Annotated in this window: 15 protein-coding genes; all 15 read left to right on the top strand. The window is 72.5% G+C overall.

Annotation, left to right across the window (positions count from 1 at the left end):
* The first annotated feature begins 19 nt into the window (after positions 1-19).
* Positions 20-1,792, top strand: coding sequence for a penicillin-binding protein 2 (locus ASG83_RS11705; protein WP_055861582.1), 1,773 nt, complete (start codon positions 20-22; stop codon positions 1,790-1,792).
* A gap of 23 nt (positions 1,793-1,815) precedes the next feature.
* Positions 1,816-3,366 (top strand): Mur ligase family protein, encoded by a 1,551-nt coding sequence (locus tag ASG83_RS11700; protein ID WP_055862155.1) that lies wholly within the window; start codon positions 1,816-1,818, stop codon positions 3,364-3,366.
* Positions 3,363-4,013, top strand: coding sequence for a glutamate ligase domain-containing protein (locus ASG83_RS11695; protein ID WP_055861579.1), 651 nt, complete (start codon positions 3,363-3,365; stop codon positions 4,011-4,013). Before ASG83_RS11700 ends, ASG83_RS11695 begins: the two co-directional genes overlap by 4 nt.
* Positions 4,010-5,107, top strand: a complete 1,098-nt coding sequence (gene mraY / locus ASG83_RS11690; protein WP_055861578.1) for a phospho-N-acetylmuramoyl-pentapeptide-transferase — start codon at positions 4,010-4,012, stop codon at positions 5,105-5,107. Before ASG83_RS11695 ends, mraY begins: the two co-directional genes overlap by 4 nt.
* Positions 5,092-6,594, top strand: coding sequence for a UDP-N-acetylmuramoyl-L-alanine--D-glutamate ligase (gene murD / locus ASG83_RS11685; protein ID WP_055861575.1), 1,503 nt, complete (start codon positions 5,092-5,094; stop codon positions 6,592-6,594). The genes mraY and murD overlap by 16 nt, the downstream gene beginning before the upstream one ends.
* 37 nt (positions 6,595-6,631) lie before the next feature.
* Positions 6,632-7,852, top strand: coding sequence for a putative lipid II flippase FtsW (gene ftsW, locus ASG83_RS11680; RefSeq protein ID WP_055861572.1), 1,221 nt, complete (start codon positions 6,632-6,634; stop codon positions 7,850-7,852).
* Positions 7,849-8,931 carry an undecaprenyldiphospho-muramoylpentapeptide beta-N-acetylglucosaminyltransferase gene (gene murG / locus ASG83_RS11675; protein ID WP_055861569.1) on the top strand — a complete coding sequence of 361 codons (1,083 nt, stop codon included), beginning with the start codon at positions 7,849-7,851 and terminating at the stop codon, positions 8,929-8,931. The genes ftsW and murG overlap by 4 nt, the downstream gene beginning before the upstream one ends.
* A 13-nt stretch (positions 8,932-8,944) precedes the next feature.
* Positions 8,945-10,426: a UDP-N-acetylmuramate--L-alanine ligase gene (gene murC, locus ASG83_RS11670; protein WP_055861567.1), complete on the top strand. Its 1,482-nt coding sequence runs from the start codon at positions 8,945-8,947 to the stop codon at positions 10,424-10,426.
* Positions 10,423-11,502, top strand: a complete 1,080-nt coding sequence (locus tag ASG83_RS11665) for an FtsQ-type POTRA domain-containing protein (RefSeq protein WP_055861563.1) — start codon at positions 10,423-10,425, stop codon at positions 11,500-11,502. Before murC ends, ASG83_RS11665 begins: the two co-directional genes overlap by 4 nt.
* Before the next feature lie 178 nt (positions 11,503-11,680).
* A complete protein-coding gene (gene ftsZ, locus ASG83_RS11660) occupies positions 11,681-12,823 on the top strand; it encodes a cell division protein FtsZ (RefSeq protein ID WP_055861560.1) in 1,143 nt (380 codons plus the stop codon).
* A 5-nt stretch (positions 12,824-12,828) separates the two neighbouring features.
* Positions 12,829-13,509: a YggS family pyridoxal phosphate-dependent enzyme gene (locus ASG83_RS11655; RefSeq protein ID WP_235451466.1), complete on the top strand. Its 681-nt coding sequence runs from the start codon at positions 12,829-12,831 to the stop codon at positions 13,507-13,509.
* A gap of 33 nt (positions 13,510-13,542) precedes the next feature.
* A complete protein-coding gene (locus tag ASG83_RS11650; RefSeq protein WP_055861554.1) occupies positions 13,543-14,022 on the top strand; it encodes a cell division protein SepF in 480 nt (159 codons plus the stop codon).
* A gap of 76 nt (positions 14,023-14,098) precedes the next feature.
* The gene (locus ASG83_RS11645) at positions 14,099-14,407 is read left to right on the top strand and encodes a YggT family protein (protein ID WP_235451465.1); all 309 of its coding nucleotides are present in this window, start codon (positions 14,099-14,101) and stop codon (positions 14,405-14,407) included.
* 144 nt (positions 14,408-14,551) lie between these two features.
* Complete coding sequence (locus tag ASG83_RS11640; protein WP_055861551.1) at positions 14,552-15,331, top strand: DivIVA domain-containing protein; 780 nt, start codon at positions 14,552-14,554, stop codon at positions 15,329-15,331.
* 34 nt (positions 15,332-15,365) lie between these two features.
* On the top strand, positions 15,366-16,289 hold the full coding sequence (locus tag ASG83_RS11635; protein ID WP_055861548.1) for an RluA family pseudouridine synthase: 924 nt from the start codon (positions 15,366-15,368) through the stop codon (positions 16,287-16,289).
* Positions 16,290-16,359 lie beyond the last annotated feature (70 nt).

Genomic DNA, 16,359 nt, shown 5'->3' with positions numbered 1-16,359 from the left:
GAAGGGGGAGGCCGACATCGTGATCGCCGTCCGACGCACTCGCCGCCGACTGGCGCTCACCGTCCTCCTGGTCGCCGCCGTCCTCCTCGCCTTCCTCGTCCGGCTCATCGACATCCAGGTCGTCCGAGCGGGCGAGCTCGCCGAGCAGTCGGAGGCCCGCCGATCGATCCCGCAGGTGCTGCAGGGGGCGCGTGGAGACATCGTCGATCGCAACGGGGTCGTGCTCGCCGACACCGTCTACCGATACGACATCACCGTGTCGCCGCGATTCGTCGCCCCTTCGACGATCCTCGACGAGACGACGGGCGAGCGGACGACGCGCTCGGTGGAGGACGCCCTCGGGCAGCTCGCGGCGCTCACCGGGCAGGATCCGCTGCAGCTGAAGTCGCTCATCGATGCGGAGCTCGCCGCCGACCCGGAGGACGACTTCGCCTACCTCGTGCGCGGCGTCGAGACCGAGGTGTATCAGGCCGTGCGCGAGCTGCGCATCCCGTGGGTGTACTTCGAGCGGCAGCCGGCGCGGGCCTACCCGAACGGGCAGGTCGCCGGCAACCTCGTGGGCTTCCTCGGGACCGATGGCCCGCAGACGGGACTCGAGCTCTCGGCAGACGCGTGCCTCGCGGCGACCGACGGCACCTCGACCTACGAGCGCGGCGCCGACGGCGTCCGTCTCCCGGGCACCACGGTCGTCGAGCAGGAGCCCGTCGACGGCGGGACGCTCGAGCTCACGATCGACCGCGACGTGCAGTGGTTCGCGCAGCAGGCGATCGCCGAGCAGGCGAGCGCGATCGGCGCCGACTGGGCGACGGCCTTCGTCGTGCGCGTCGCCGACGGCGCGGTCGTCGCGGCCGCCGACTGGCCGACCGTCGACCCCAACGACGTCAACGGTACGCCGGCCGACAACCTCGGCGCGCGCAGCTTCACGGCGCCCTACGAGCCCGGCTCGACGATCAAGGCGCTGACCTTCGCGGCGCTGCTCGACGAAGGGGTCACGACCCCGACGGAGAAGTTCACGGTGCCGGGCCGGTACGCGACGATCCTCAACTACACGATCGGGGATGCCTGGGCGCACGGCGACCTGCCGCTCACGACCGCGGGCATCCTCATGAACTCCTCCAACGTCGGCACCTCGATGGTGGTCGAGCGCACGAGCCTCGAGCAGCGGGCCGAGATGCTCCAGCGCTACGGGCTCGACGAGCCGACCGCGGTCGGGTTCCTCGGCGAGGAGGGCGGCGACATCCAGGACCCGGCGTCGATCGACGGCCACAGCGCGTTCACCCAGATGTTCGGCCAGGGCATGACGGCGACGAGCGCGCAGGTCGCGAGCGCCTACCAGGCGATCGCGAACGGGGGCGTGCACATGCCGCTCACCCTCGTGGCGGGGTGCCGGCACACCGACGGCACGGTCACCATGCAGCCGACGGGCGAGGGCGAGCGCATCCTGTCGCAGGAGGCCGCCGACACGACCGTCTCGATCCTGGAGTCGGTCGTGACCGACGGATTCCTGTCCTCGCAGCTGAGCATCCCCGGCTATCGCGTCGCCGCGAAGACCGGCACCGCCGAGGTCGCGGAGAACGGGCGCTACGGCGGCCAGCGCATCGTGTCGCTCGCCGGCATGGCGCCCGCCGATGATCCGCAGTTCGTGGTCGTCGTCACGCTCGCGCGTCCCGATACGATGAAGACGTCGGCTGCTGCGGCGCCCACCTTCCGGTCGATCATGACGCAAGTGCTCAAGACATTCCGGGTGCCGCCCTCGACGCAGCCCGCGCAGAGCCCGCCCCTCACGTGGTAGGTCCGGTCGAGAAAGAGGTCGTGTTGTCCGGTCGCATCCCCCCCGTCCTGCGGCCCGAGCACCCCTCCGCTCGTCCCCTCGGCGGACTCGTGGAGGAGTTCGGCATCGAGGTCGCGCACGGCCGCACCGACGGCGTCGAGGTCATGGGGATCACGCTCGCGACGAGCGACCTGCAGCCCGGCGACCTGTACGTCGGCATCCGCGGCCAGCACCGCCACGGGGCCGAGTTCGCGCCGGCTGCCGTCGAGGCGGGCGCCGTCGCGATCCTGACGGATGCCGCGGGGGCTGAGCTCGCGTCGGGGCTCGAGGTGCCCGTCCTCGTCGTCGACGACCCGCGAGCCGCGCTCGGAGAGCTCGCGGCGTGGGTGTACCGGACCCGCGAGGAGCCGCCGCTGCTCTTCGGCGTGACCGGCACGAACGGGAAGACCTCGACCGCCTACCTGCTCGACGGGATCCTCCGTCAGCTCGATCTCGTCACGGGGCTCTCGTCGACCGCCGAGCGCAAGATCGGCGAGCTGACCGTCGTGAGCCGCCTCACGACGCCCGAGGCGAGCGAGATGCACGCGCTCCTGGCGCGCATGCGCGAGGCCGGGGTCCGCGCCGTCGCCGTCGAGGTCAGCGCGCAGGCCCTCAGCCGGCACCGCGTGGACGGCATCGTCTTCGACGTCGCGGGCTTCACCAACCTCAGCCACGACCACCTCGACGACTACGCGGACATGGAGGAGTACTTCCAGGCGAAGCTCCCGCTCTTCCAGCCCGATCGCGCGAAGCGCGGCGTCGTCTCGCTCGACTCGCCCTACGGCGAGCGGGTCGTGGAGTCGGCGCGCATCCCCGTCACCACGATCTCGGCCCGGCCCGGGGTCGACGCCGAGTGGCGCGTCGAGCTCACGGAGGAGGAGCCGGCGTTCACGGGCTTCCGTCTGACCGGCCCCGACGGCCGCTCGCTCACCACGCGCGTCCCGCTCATCGGGTGGCACATGGCCGCCAACGCCGGGCTCGCGCTCGTCATGATGGTCGAGGCGGGCTTCGACCTCGCCGTCATCGGGCAGGCGCTCGGCGAGACCGGCATCGACGCGTACCTCCCCGGGCGCACCGAGCGCGTCTCAGGAGATCGCGGCCCGAGCGTCTACGTCGACTTCGGCCACAGCGCCGACGCGTTCGAGCAGACGCTCGGCGCCGTGCGCAGCTTCACGACCGGCCGAACGATCATGGTCTTCGGCGCCGATGGCGACCGCGACGCCACCAAGCGGCACGAGATGGCGCGCGTCGCCGCCGAGGGCTGCGACGTGCTCGTCATCACCGACCACCACCCGCGCTTCGAGGACCCGGCGTCCATCCGCGCCACCCTGATCGAGGGCGCCGCGCTCGCGACCAATAAGCCTGAGATCCACGAGGTGAGCCCGCCCGAGGCGGCGATCCGCGTCGCGGTCGGCCTCGCGGAGGAGGGCGACTCCATCCTGTGGGCGGGGCCCGGGCACCAGGACTACCGCGACATCCGCGGGGTGCGGACCGAGTACTCCGCCCGCGAGGAGGCGCGCGCCGCCCTCCGCGAGGCCGGCTGGCCGACGCGATGACCGCCGCGCTCGTGGTCGACGACGTCGAGCACCGGCTCGACGGCGCGGTCGTGACGATCCGCGGCGCTCAGGGCTCGACCCTCATGCGTCTCGATGCGCTCGGCGACGCCGCGGTCGACGCGGCCGTCGAGGCGGTCCGCGCCGCGCTCGAGGCGGGCGCGACGCTCGAGGAGGCCGCGAGGGCGGGGGAGGGCGTCGGGGAGATCCCCGGGCGATGCCGCCGCACCCGCACCTCCGACGGCATCACGATCATCGACGACACGCGGGCGACGACCGCGACGGAGGTGAGGCGCTCGCTCAAGGTGCTCGCCGACGCCACGCGCGGCGTCGCCCGCTCGTTCGCCGTCGTGGGCGAGCTCGTGAGCGAGCAGGCCGACTGGTTCGAGGACCACGACCAGCTCGGACGGCTCGTCGTGCGCCTCGACATCGGCCAGCTCATCGTCGTCGGCCACGGCGCGCGCCACACGAGCACCGCCGCCGGGCTCGAGGGCTCGTGGGACGGGGAGTCGCTCCTCGTCGACGACGTCGACGCGGCCTACGATGAACTCCGAGCCCGGCTCGCGCCGGGCGACGCGGTGCTCGTGAGCGCCGCCGGAGTCACCCCGCTCGCCACCCTGATCGCCCGCCTGACGGAGGAGACCGCATGAGAGCCCTGCTCCTGTCGGGGGCCTTCTCGCTGGCCTTCACCCTCCTGCTGACGCCGCTGTTCATCCGCCTCTTCCGGCGCCTGGAGTGGGGCCAGTTCATCCGCGACGACGGTCCGCAGACGCACCACACCAAGCGCGGCACGCCCACGATGGGCGGCATCATCGTCATCTTCGGCTCGGTGCTCGGGTACTTCTTCGGCCACCTCGTCGATCAGACGGCGCCCACGCAGAGCGCGATGCTCGTCCTGCTGCTCATGGTGGGCCTCGGGCTCGTCGGATTCATCGACGACTTCATGAAGGTGCGCAATCAGCGCAGCCTCGGGCTGACGGGCTGGGCGAAGGTCGCCGGGCAGGTCGTCGTCGCCTCCGGCTTCGCGATCCTCGCGATCTCGTACCCGGACGCCGACGGGCAGACGGCCGCGTCGACGATGGTCTCCGGAGTCCGCGACATCCCGTGGCTCGATTTCGCCGCGCTCGGGGCGATCGGCATCGTCCTCTTCGTGCTGTGGATCAACCTCATCGTCGTGAGCACCTCGAACGCCGTGAACGTCGCGGACGGGCTCGATGGCCTCGCGACCGGCTCGGCGATCCTCGCAGTGGCGTCGTACATCATCATCGCGTTCTGGCAGTTCAACCAGAACTGCTTCAACCCCAACCTCGACCCCGAGCTCGCCTACAAGTGCTACGAGGTGCGCGCCGACTCTCTCGACATCGCGATCGTCTCGGCCGCGATCGCCGCGTCGCTCATCGGCTTCCTCTGGTGGAACACCTCGCCCGCGCAGGTGTTCATGGGCGACACCGGGTCGCTCGGGATCGGCGGCGCGATCGCCGGCCTCGCGATCGTGACGCGCACCGAGCTCCTGCTCGTCCTCATCGGCGGCCTGTTCCTCATCGTCACGGGCTCGGTCATCGTTCAGCGGGTCTACTTCAAGCTCACCAAGGGCAAGCGCATCTTCCTCATGAGCCCGCTGCACCACCACTTCGAGCTCAAGGGCTGGGCCGAGGTCACCGTCGTCGTGCGCTTCTGGCTCATCGCCGGTCTCTTCGTCGCGGTCGGAGTCGGCCTCTTCTACCTCGAATGGGTGAGCCAGTAACCGTGAACCGCCTCGACGACCTGACCAGCTGGCACGCCGACTGGTCCGGGCTCCGCGTCCTCGTGCTGGGCCTCGGCGTCACGGGCTTCGCCGCCGCCGACACCCTCGCCGAGCTCGGAGCGCAGGTCGCGGTCGCCGCACGCAATCCCGATGACGATCGCGCGCGCATCCTGCCCGTCATCGGCGTCGAGCTGATCGAGCTCGAGGGCTCCGATGAGGATGCCCTGCCGCGGCTCGCCGCCCTCGAGCCCGAGCTGCTCATCGTCTCGCCGGGCTTCCGCCCCGATCACGCGATCCTCCGCTGGGCCGAGGCGCACGGGATCCCGATGTGGGGCGACATCGAGCTCGCCTGGCGCGTGCGCGACAAGATCGCGCCCGCCGCGCAGTGGGTGCTCATCACGGGGACGAACGGCAAGACCACGACGACGCAGCTGACGGCGACCATGCTGAGGGAGGCGGGGATCCGCGCCGCGCCCTGCGGGAACATCGGGATCCCGGTGCTCGACGCCGTGCGCGACCCCGCCGGCTTCGACGTGCTCGTCGTCGAGCTCTCGAGCTTCCAGCTGCACCAGCTGCCGACCGAGGGCCCGGGTGCTCTCGGGCCGATCGCGTCCGCGTGCCTCAATCTCGCGGAGGATCACTACGACTGGCACGGCTCGGCCGAGGCGTACCGCGACGCGAAGGCGAAGGTCTACGCCAACACCCTCCTCGCGTGCGTCTACAACCGCGCCGACGCTGCGACCATGCGGATGGTCGAGGAGGCCGATGTCGTCGACGGCGCTCGCGCGATCGGCTTCGGCACCGACACGCCCGGCCCGAGCGACGTCGGCGTGGTCGACGACATCCTCGTCGACCGCGCCTTCCTCGACGACCGTCACCGCTCCGCCCTCGAGCTCGGCACGCTCGCCGACGTGAGGATCGCGGGACTCGCGACACCCCACGGCCTCGCGAACGCCCTCGCCGCCGCCGCGCTCGCGCGCGCCGCGGGGGCCCCGCCGCTCGCCGTCCGCGACGGGCTGCGCGCCTTCCGCGTCGACCACCACCGCACCGAGATCGTCCGAGACGAGGGGGGCGTCATGTGGGTCGACGACTCCAAGGCGACCAACCCCCACGCGGCGAACTCCGCGCTCAGCGCCTTCCGCTCGGTCGTGTGGATCGTCGGCGGGCTGCTCAAGGGCGTGGAGATCGACGCGCTCGTGGAGACGCACCGCGAGCGCCTGCGCGCCGCGGTCGTCGTCGGCGTCGATCGCGCGGCGGTCCTCGCGGCGTTCGGGCGACACGCGCCGGAGCTCCCCGTGTTCGAGGTCGAGGCCGACGACACTGAGCAGGTGATGCCGGTCGCCGTGCGACTGGCGGCCGCTGCGGCGCACGATGGCGACACCGTGCTCCTCGCGCCCGCCGCGGCATCGATGGACCAGTTCGCCGACTACGCCGACCGCGGCCGTCGGTTCCAGGCCGCGGTGCGCGAGCACCACGACCCGAGCTGAATCCGACCGAGGCGACGACCGGGGGAAGGGGGATCGCGTGACCGCGACGCGACCGCCGCACGGCACGGACCGCACGGCCCGCTCGGCCGGCGCCTCCGCGCCCGCCCACGGCGGGGCGGCGATCGTCGCCGTGCGCCGCCTGTTCACCGCGCAGAGCGCCGACTGGATGCTCGTGCTCGGTACGACGATCTTCCTGGTGCTGCTCGGGCTGGTCATGGTCCTCTCCAGCTCGTTCGTGCAGTCCGGAAAGGGCGGAGGGGACTTCTTCGGGATCTTCCTGCGTCAGGGTCTCTTTGCCCTGATCGGCATCCCGGTCATGCTCCTGGTCTCCCGGCTGCCCGCGATCTTCTGGCGGCGCTGGGCCCGCAATGCCGTGCTGCTCGGGCTTGGGCTCCAGCTGCTCGTGTTCGTGCCCGGCATCGGTCTGGAGTACGGCAACAATCGCAACTGGATCAGCATCGCCGGCTTCAACGCGCAGCCGAGCGAGTTCCTCAAACTCGCGCTCGTCGTCTGGCTCGCGACCGTCCTCGCTGGCCGCGCCGATCACTTCACCGACTGGCGGAGCGTCGTCATCCCCGCTCTGCCCGTCTCGGGGTTCGCGATCGCGATGGTGCTCCTCGGTCAGGATCTCGGGACCGTCACGATCATGGCCGCGATCGTCCTCGCCGCCCTGTTCTTCGCCGGCGCGCCCATGCGTCACATCCTCGGACTCGTCGCGCTGGGCGCAGGTGGCGCGGTGCTCTTCGCGCTCTCCGGCGCCTCGCGCTCCGATCGCATCAGCGCGTGGCTCAACGGCTGCACGCCCGAGCAGCTCGAGGACGTCTGCTGGCAGCCCATGCACGGCATGTGGGCGCTCGGCTCCGGCGGCGTCTTCGGGGTCGGCCTCGGCAACTCGGCGCTCAAGTGGTCGTGGCTGCCGCACGCCGAGAGCGACTACATCTTCGCGATCGTCGGCGAGGAGCTCGGGCTCGTCGGCACGATGCTGGTCCTCCTCCTCTTCGCCGTGCTCGCGGTCGGCATGGTGCGGCTCATGCGCGCCCACACGGATCCCTTCCGCCGCATCGCGACGGGTGCCGTTCTCGTCTGGATCGTCGGCCAGGCCTTCGTCAACGTCGCCGTCGTCCTCGGCATGCTCCCCGTTCTGGGCGTGCCGCTTCCCCTCATCTCCTACGGGGGCTCCGCACTTGTCGCGACACTGGTCGCGATCGGCGTCGTGCTCTCCCTCGCCCGCGACGTGCACCCGGGGCCGCGCCCGTGACGACCGCGCTGCTCGCCGGCGGCGGCACCGCCGGCCACGTGAACCCCCTGCTCGCTCTCGCGGACCACTGGCGCGCGGTCGAGCCCGAGGTGGGCATCCTCGCCCTCGGCACGGCCGGCGGCCTCGAGGAGCGCCTCGTCCCCGCCCGCGGCTACGAGCTCCTGACCATCCCGCGCGTGCCCTTCCCGCGCCGCCCGAACGCGGCGGCGCTGCGGTTCCCGCGCGCCTTCCGCGATGCCGTCGACCAGACCCGTGCGATCATCCGCGAGCGGGGGGCGGATGTCGTGGTCGGCTTCGGCGGGTACGCCTCGGCCCCCGCGTACGTCGCCGCACGTCTCGAGCGCGTGCCGATCGTGGCGCACGAGGCGAACGCCCGCCCGGGCATCGCCAACCGGCTCGCCGGCTGGCTCGGCGGCCGCGTCGGCACGACCTTCCCCGGCACCCCGCTGCGGGGCGCGCGGGTCGTCGGCATGCCGCTGCGCCGCGAGATCGTCGAGCTCGACCGGGTGGCTCTGCGCCCGCAGGCCGTCGCGCACTTCGGCCTCGACCCCGAGAGGCCGACGCTCCTGGTCACGGGCGGATCGACGGGGGCGAAGCGGCTCAACGAGACGATCGGCGAGTCGATCGCGCACCTCCTCGGCTCGGGCTGGAACGTCCTCCACATCACGGGCCGCGACCGCGGCGGCGCCGACCCGGGCCTGCCGGGCTACCGCGTCATGGAGTACTGCGACCGCATGGATCTCGCGTTCGCCGCGGCCGACCTCGTCGTGTGCCGCTCGGGCTCGGCGACGGTGAGCGAGCTCGCCGCCGTGGGGCTGCCCTCGATCCTCGTCCCGTACCCGGTCGGCAACGGCGAGCAACGTCTCAACGCGCGCGAGCTCGTCGCCGCCGGCGGTGCGCGACTCGTCGACGACGCCGCCTTCACCCCCGCGTTCGTGACGGGCGAGCTCGTCCCGCTCCTGACCGGGCGCGCCGAGATCGCGCGCATGGCGGCGGCGGCGCAGTCGGTCGGGCGGCGCGACGGCAGCGCGGCTCTCCTCGCCCTCGTGCGCGAGGCCCTGGCCTCGTCGACCCCGTAGGGTGAACGGCGATATGACGATCAAGCCCGACCCCAGCCTCGTCCTCCCCGATGACCTCGGCCGCCTCCACTTCGTCGGAATCGGCGGCTCGGGCATGAGCGGCATCGCCCGCCTGTTCCACGAGCGGGGCGTCGCCGTGACCGGGAGCGACCGGTCGGACTCCGCGACCGTCAAGGCGCTGCGCGAGCTGGGCATCCCCGTCGCGATCGGGCACGACGCCGCCCACGTGGGCGACGCCGACACGCTCGTCGTGACCGGCGCGCTGTGGGTCGAGAACCCCGAGTACCAGGAGGCCCTGCGCCGCGGCCTGCCCGTCCTGCACCGCTCGCAGGCCCTCGCCTGGCTCGTGCGCGGCGAGCGCCTGGTGGCCGTCGCGGGCGCCCACGGCAAGTCGACGTCGACGGGGATGCTCGTCACGGCCCTGCGCGCCCTCGACCGCGATCCCTCCTTCGTGAACGGCGCCGTGATCCAGGGCGCGAACACCTCCTCGGCCTGGGGCGAGGGGGATCTCTTCGTGGTGGAGGCCGACGAGTCCGACGGGTCGTTCCTCCTCTACGACACCGCCATCGCGCTCATCACCAACATCGACACCGACCACCTCGACCACTACGGCTCGGCCGAGGCGATCGCGGAGGCCTTCGTGGAGTTCGCGGCGGCGGCGACCGAGCTCGTCGTGCTCTCGGCGGACGACGCCGGAACGCGGGCGCTGCACGGCGCCCTGCTCGCCCGCAGGGCCGCGCCGCGCATCCTCACCTTCGGCGAGGCCGCCGACGCCGACGTGCGCCTCACCGCGGTGAGCGAGACCGGCCCGATCGCGTTCACGATCGCCGCCGACGGCGCGGAGGCGCACGGCCAGCTCGGCGTGCCCGGCCGGCACAACGCGCTCAACGCGGCGGGAGTCGTCGCGGTGCTCGTCGGCCTCGGCGTCCCGCTCGCGGACGCGGTCGGCGCGCTCGACGGCTTCGCCGGCACCCTGCGCCGCTTCGAGTCGCACGGCGAGGCCGCGGGCGTGCGCCTCTACGACGACTACGCGCACCACCCGACCGAGGTCGCGGCGGCGCTGCAGACGGCGCGCTCGGTCGTCGGCGACCACCGCGTGATCGCGATCCACCAGCCGCACCTGTACAGCCGCACGCAGGCGATGGCGGGCGACTTCGCCGCGGTCTACGAGCGGCTCGCCGACCACACGGTCGTGCTCGACGTCTACGGGGCGCGCGAGGACCCGATCCCCGGCGTCACGGGCGCCCTCGTGACCGACGCCTTCCGCGACCCTGCGCGCGTCGACTACCGCCCCGACTGGAGCGCGGCCGCCGTGCGCGTCGCCGAGATCGCCCGCCCCGGCGACATCGTCATGACGCTCTCGTGCGGCGATGTCTACCGCATCCTCCCGAGCGTGCACGAGGCGATCGTCTCTGCGAGTGCCGACGCGAGCGCCGTCGTCGGCGCCGGTGCGGGGGATGCCCCCGCCGGCACCGCCGAGGAGCCCGCCCGGTGAAGCGCCCCGAGGGCTTCGATCGCGGGCGCCAGCCCGGGTCGGGCTCGCCCTCGGGCTCCGGCTCCGCGGCCTCCCGGCCCGCGGGTCGCGGCGGCGCGACCGGCCCGGCCGCCCCGCCGAGCCCGTCGGCCGCGCCCGAGGCGCGCACCCCCCGTCCCTCCCGGCCGCGCTCGCGCCCCTCGCCGCCCGAGCCGGACGGCGCCGCGCACGGGTCGACCACCGGCCCCGTCCCCCTCCCGCGCCGCGGGTCGCGCCCTCGCCTGATCCCCGCCCGCTCGATCGACCCCGTCGAGCAGGCGCGCCGCCGCGCCGACCACCTGGAGCGTTCGGCGGCGCGCGCCGCGCGTCGCGCGGAGCGGGCCGAGGCGCGCAGGTTCACGCGCCGTTCGCGTCGGCGCCGACTGCTCACATGGGGCTCGGTCGCGGTGCTCACGGCGCTGCTCGCGACGGTCGTCGCCGTCACGCTGTCGCCGCTCATGGCCCTCACGGACATCCGCGTCACCGGCACGGTGCGTCTCGACCCGGCAGCGGTGGGCGGAGCGCTGGACCGGCACCGCGACACCCCGCTCGCGCTGCTCGACGAGGGGGGCATCCGCTCCGATCTGGAGGAGTTCGCCCTCATCCGGTCGTACTCGCTCGAGGTCGTTCCGCCGCACTCGCTCGTCGTGCGCATCGTGGAGCGGGCACCCATCGGCGCCGTCGAGCGCGGCGAGGCCTTCGATCTGGTCGATGCGGCCGGCGTGGTCGTGGAGTCGTCGCCCGAGCGGCCGACGGGCGTGCCGCTCATCCGGGCGGGGGAGGCCGACCCCGACGAGGCGGCGTTCCGCTCGGTCGCGGAGGTGCTCGATGCTCTGCCGGACGAGCTCGCGTCCCGGGTCGACGTCGTGACCGCGTCGACGCGCGACGACGTCGCCTTCACGATCCGCGACCTGGGCCACCGGGTCGTGTGGGGGAGTGCGGAGCGCTCGGCGTTCAAGACGCGCGTGCTCGAGGCCGCGATCGCCGTGAACGACCCGGCGGTGTCGTGGCAGTTCGACGTCTCGGCGCCCGATAGCGTCATCGTCCGCCGGCTCTGAGGGCACGGACCCGGCCGCGCCCCGTCGCGCGGGCGGGTCTCGCGCGCAATCGCTCCGACACGCGGCGCGCTTGAGGGCGCTGCGCCCCTCGCGCCCCTACCGTCATGTCTCAGGAGTACATACTGAGCATAACTTTAGACCTCAACTGGAGGTTTAGGGTTTGACGCGGAGGCCGGACGTGACCAGCAACCAGAACTACCTCGCCGTGATCAAGGTCGTCGGCATCGGCGGCGGCGGTGTCAACGCGGTGAACCGCATGATCGAGCTCGGCCTGCGCGGGGTGGAGTTCATCGCCATCAACACCGACGCGCAGGCGCTGCTCATGAGCGACGCCGACGTCAAACTCGACGTCGGGCGCGAGCTCACGCGCGGTCTCGGCGCGGGCGCCGACCCCGAGGTCGGCCGCCGTGCGGCGGAGGACCACGCTGAGGAGATCGAGGAGGCCCTCGCGGGCGCCGACATGGTCTTCGTCACCGCGGGCGAGGGCGGCGGCACCGGCACGGGCGGCGCGCCCGTCGTCGCGCGCATCGCCAAGTCGATCGGCGCGCTCACGATCGGCGTCGTCACGAAGCCCTTCAGCTTCGAGGGCAAGCGCCGTCAGGCGCAGGCGGAGGACGGCGTCGCGGCCCTCAAGAACGAGGTCGACACGCTCATCGTCGTCCCCAACGACCGGCTGCTCGAGATCTCCGACCGCGGCATCAGCATGCTCGAGGCCTTCGCGACCGCCGACCAGGTGCTCCTCGCCGGCGTCCAGGGCATCACCGACCTCATCACGACCCCCGGTCTCATCAACCTCGACTTCGCCGACGTCAAGAGCGTCATGCAGGGCGCGGGAAGCGCCCTCATGGGCATCGGCTCCAGCCGCGGAGCCGATCGCGCCATCAAGGCCGCCGAGCTCGCCGTCGCGAGCCCGCTGCTGGAGGCGAGCATCGACGGCGCCCACGGCGTGCTCCTGTCGATCCAGGGCGGCTCGAATCTCGGCATCTTCGAGATCAACGACGCCGCGAAGCTCGTGCAGGAGGCAGTGCACCCCGAGGCCAACATCATCTTCGGCGCGGTCATCGATGACTCGCTCGGCGACGAGGTGCGCGTCACCGTCATCGCGGCCGGGTTCGACGGCGGCGAGCCGACGACCGTGCAGAAGGACCGCCGCTCGAGCTTCGTGCCCGCCGCCCCCGGAGAGCGTGTCACCGCTCAGCCCGGCGACTCGGCGCCTGAGGCGGGGCACGCGCCCGTTCTCGCCGCAACCGCGCCGATCGACCCGCTCGAGGTCGAGGCCGACAGCGACGACGACCTCGACATCCCCGAGTTCCTCCGCTGACCCGCGTGACGGCCTCGCCCGAGCTCGCCGAGCGCTACGCCGCCGTGACGGCGGGCATCGCCGACGCGTGCGCGCGCGCGGGGCGATCGCCGGAGGAGCTGACGCTCATCGTGGTGACGAAGTTCCACCCCGCGCAGCTCGTGCGCGAGCTCGTCGAGCTCGGCGTGCGGCACGTGGGCGAGAACCGGCACCAGGACGCGGCGCCGAAGGCCGCCGAGCTCGCCGATCTGCCGCTCACCTGGCATTTCGTGGGGCAGCTGCAGTCGAACAAGGCGAAGGCCGTCGCCCGCTACGCCGACGTGATCCACTCCGTCGACCGCGCATCCCTCGTCACCGCGCTCGCGGGCGCCGAGCGCGCGGTCGACGTCTTCCTCGAGATCAACCTCACCGACGACCCCGGTCGCGGCGGAGTCTCGCCCGATCGCGTCGAGGAGCTCGCCGAGGCCGTCCTCCAGACGGAGCGCCTGCGCCTGCGCGGCGTCATGGGCGTCGCGCCCCTCGACGAGGATGCCCGTACGGCCTTCGCGCGACTGCGCGCGATCGGCGACCGCGTGCGCACGATCGCGCCCGAGGCAACCGACCTCTCGGCCGGGATGTCGGGCGACTACGCCGAGGCCATCGCCGAGGGGGCGACACACCTTCGGATCGGGACCGCAATCACCGGAAAACGTCCGGCGCCCCAATAGCCTGCAAGAGCACCACGACTCGAAGGACGCCTCATGACGAACCCGCTTCGCAAGACCATGGTCTACCTCGGCCTCGCCGATGAAGAGGTCGAGTACGACGCTCCCGCCGAGCAGCGCGACCACCGTGCGCAGCCCGCGCCCTCCGTCGCCGCGGTGCCCGCTCCGGGTCCGCAGCGCGCCCCCGTGACGCCTCTGCGTCGCTCCGCCCCGACACGGAATGCCGCACCCTCCGACATGAACGAGATCCTCACCGTCCACCCGCGCCACTACAAGGACGCGCAGGTCATCGCCGAGAGCTTCCGCGAGGGAATCCCCGTCATCATCAACCTCTCGCAGATGACCGAGTCCGAGGCGCGTCGCCTCGTCGACTTCGCGAGCGGTCTGTCGCAGGGTCTCTACGGCAAGATCGAGCGCGTCACGAGCAAGGTCTTCCTGCTCTCGCCCTCGCACGTCGCGGTGAGCGGCGAGCAGGCCGAGGCGGAGCCGGACGTCGACGCATCGTTCCTCTCCTGAGCCGTCGAATCCGCGGGCGAGTCCGGCCGCGCGCCGCGCGCCGTGGCTCCCAGTGTGACCTGACAGACTGACCGTCGTGCAGGCCGTCCTCTCCATCGTGTTCGGCGTGATCTACGTCGCGCTTCTCATCGTCTTCCTCGCCATGTGGGCGCGATTCGTCTTCGACTGGATCCAGGCGCTCAATCGCGGATGGCGCCCGACGGGCGCCGTGGTCGTCGCCGCCGAGGTCAGCTACACGCTCACCGATCCGCCGATCCGGGCCGTCCGCCGGGTCATCCCGCCCATCCGGCTGGGCATGATCCAGCTCGATCTGGCCTGGACGATCGTCATGATCGCCCTCTTCATCGCGATGTCGATCGCCAGCTCGCTCATGGGCGCGCGCTGAGCCTTCGCGGCGCGAGACTCCCCTGACGCGTCGAGCGTCGAGTGGGTAGGGTGGGGTAACCGATGTGACGCGTGTGGTTCGCTGTTGCTAGCGTTATCCCATCGTTATCCGACCGCTCTCCAGAAAGTTCCGAGGTAGCACGGAATGGCCCTCACTCCCGAAGACGTCGTCAACAAGCGCTTCCAGTCGACCAAGTTCCGCGAGGGATACGACCAGGACGAGGTCGATGACTTCCTCGACGAGATCGTCGTCGAGTTCCGTCGCCTGAACCAGGAGAACGACGAGCTCAAGCAGCGCCTGGTCGCCGCCGACGCCCGCATCGCCGAGCTGCAGCGCAGCGGCGGCGCTGCTCCCGCCGCGGAGCAGCCGGCCCCGCAGCCCGTCGCCTCCGTCCCCGCAGCCTCGACGCCCGCGTACTCGGCTCCGGCCGCCCCGGCTCCGGCCTCGGCGCCCGCCGCCCAGGACGCCTCGCTCGAGACGACGAGCACGAACAACCTGCTGCAGCTCGCCCGCCGCCTCCACGAGGAGCACGTCCGGGAGGGCATCGCCAAGCGCGACGAGCTCATCGCCGAGGGCCAGGCGACCGCCCAGCGCCTCGTCTCCGAGGCCGAGGGCCAGCAGCGCCAGATCGTCGACCAGCTCCAGGCGGAGAAGACGACCCTCGAGGCCCGGGTGGAGGAGCTGCGCGTGTTCGAGCGCGAGTACCGCAACCAGCTCCGCACCTACATCCAGGGCCAGCTGCGCGAGCTCGAGGGCTCGAGTGCCGCGACGGGTCAGCCCGAGGCCGCCGCTCCCGGCTCCGCGGCCGGCCCCGTGGGCTCCGCGCCCGTCGGCGCCCCCGGCTCCGCGCAGTTCCCGGGCTCCGCGCCGAGCTTCGGCCAGCCGCAGCAGACGCCGGGCCAGTACCCGGGCTACGGCTCCTGAGCATCACCCTCCGTCGGGGACGGGGAGGGGTTTCGTGACCGAGTCGCGCGCCCTCCCCGTCCCCGACGGGCTTTCCGGCGAACGCGTCGACGCCGCCCTCGCGAAGCTCCTCGGCTTCTCGCGCACCTTCGCCGCGGAGGTCGCGGAGGCCGGAGGAGTCACGGTCGACGGCCGCACCCTCGGCAAGTCCGACCGGCTTCCGCGCGACGCCTGGCTCGAGGTCTCGTGGGAGCCCCGTCGCGAGCCCTCGATCGAGCCCATCGCCGTCGACAACCTCCGCATCGTGCACGATGACGACGACCTCGTGGTGATCGACAAGCCCGTCGGGGTGGCCGCGCACCCGAGCGTCGGCTGGGAGGGCCCCACCGTCCTCGGTGCGCTGGCCGCCGCGGGCTTCCGCATCGCGACCTCCGGCCCCGCCGAGCGCGCGGGCATCGTGCACCGCCTCGATGCGGGCACGAGCGGACTCATGGTCGTCGCGAAGACCGAGGCGGCCTATCGCGAGCTCAAACGGCTCTTCCACGACCGCGAGGTCAGCAAGATCTACCACGCGATCGTGCAGGGCCACCCCGACCCGTTCTCCGGCACGATCGACGCGCCCATCGGCCGGCACCCGGGCTCGGCTTGGAAGTTCGCGGTCGTCGCCGACGGCAAGCCCTCCGTGACGCACTACGACACGCTCGAGGCGTTCCCCTCCGCGACCCTGCTCGAGATCCACCTCGAGACGGGGCGCACCCACCAGATCCGCGTGCACATGGCCGCCCAGCGGCACCCCTGCGTCGGCGATGCGATGTACGGCGCCGACCCGACGCTCAGCGCTCGGCTGGGGCTCACTCGCCAGTGGCTCCACGCCATGCGGCTCGGTTTCCGGCACCCCGCCACGGGCGCCGACGTCGAGTTCTCGTCGGTCTACCCCGACGATCTCCAGCACGCGCTCGACGTGCTCCGAGCATCCTGACCGGTCGTTCTCGGCGACGGATGCGCGGCTCGCGCGACGCGCCCGCGACACGCCGATCGGCCCTCCGGCG

The organism is Yonghaparkia sp. Soil809, assembly GCF_001429705.1.
Taxonomy (GTDB): Bacteria; Actinomycetota; Actinomycetes; order Actinomycetales; family Microbacteriaceae; genus Microcella.
Note: the sequence above shows the minus strand (reverse complement) of the source record. Positions and strands in the feature narration are given on the sequence as shown.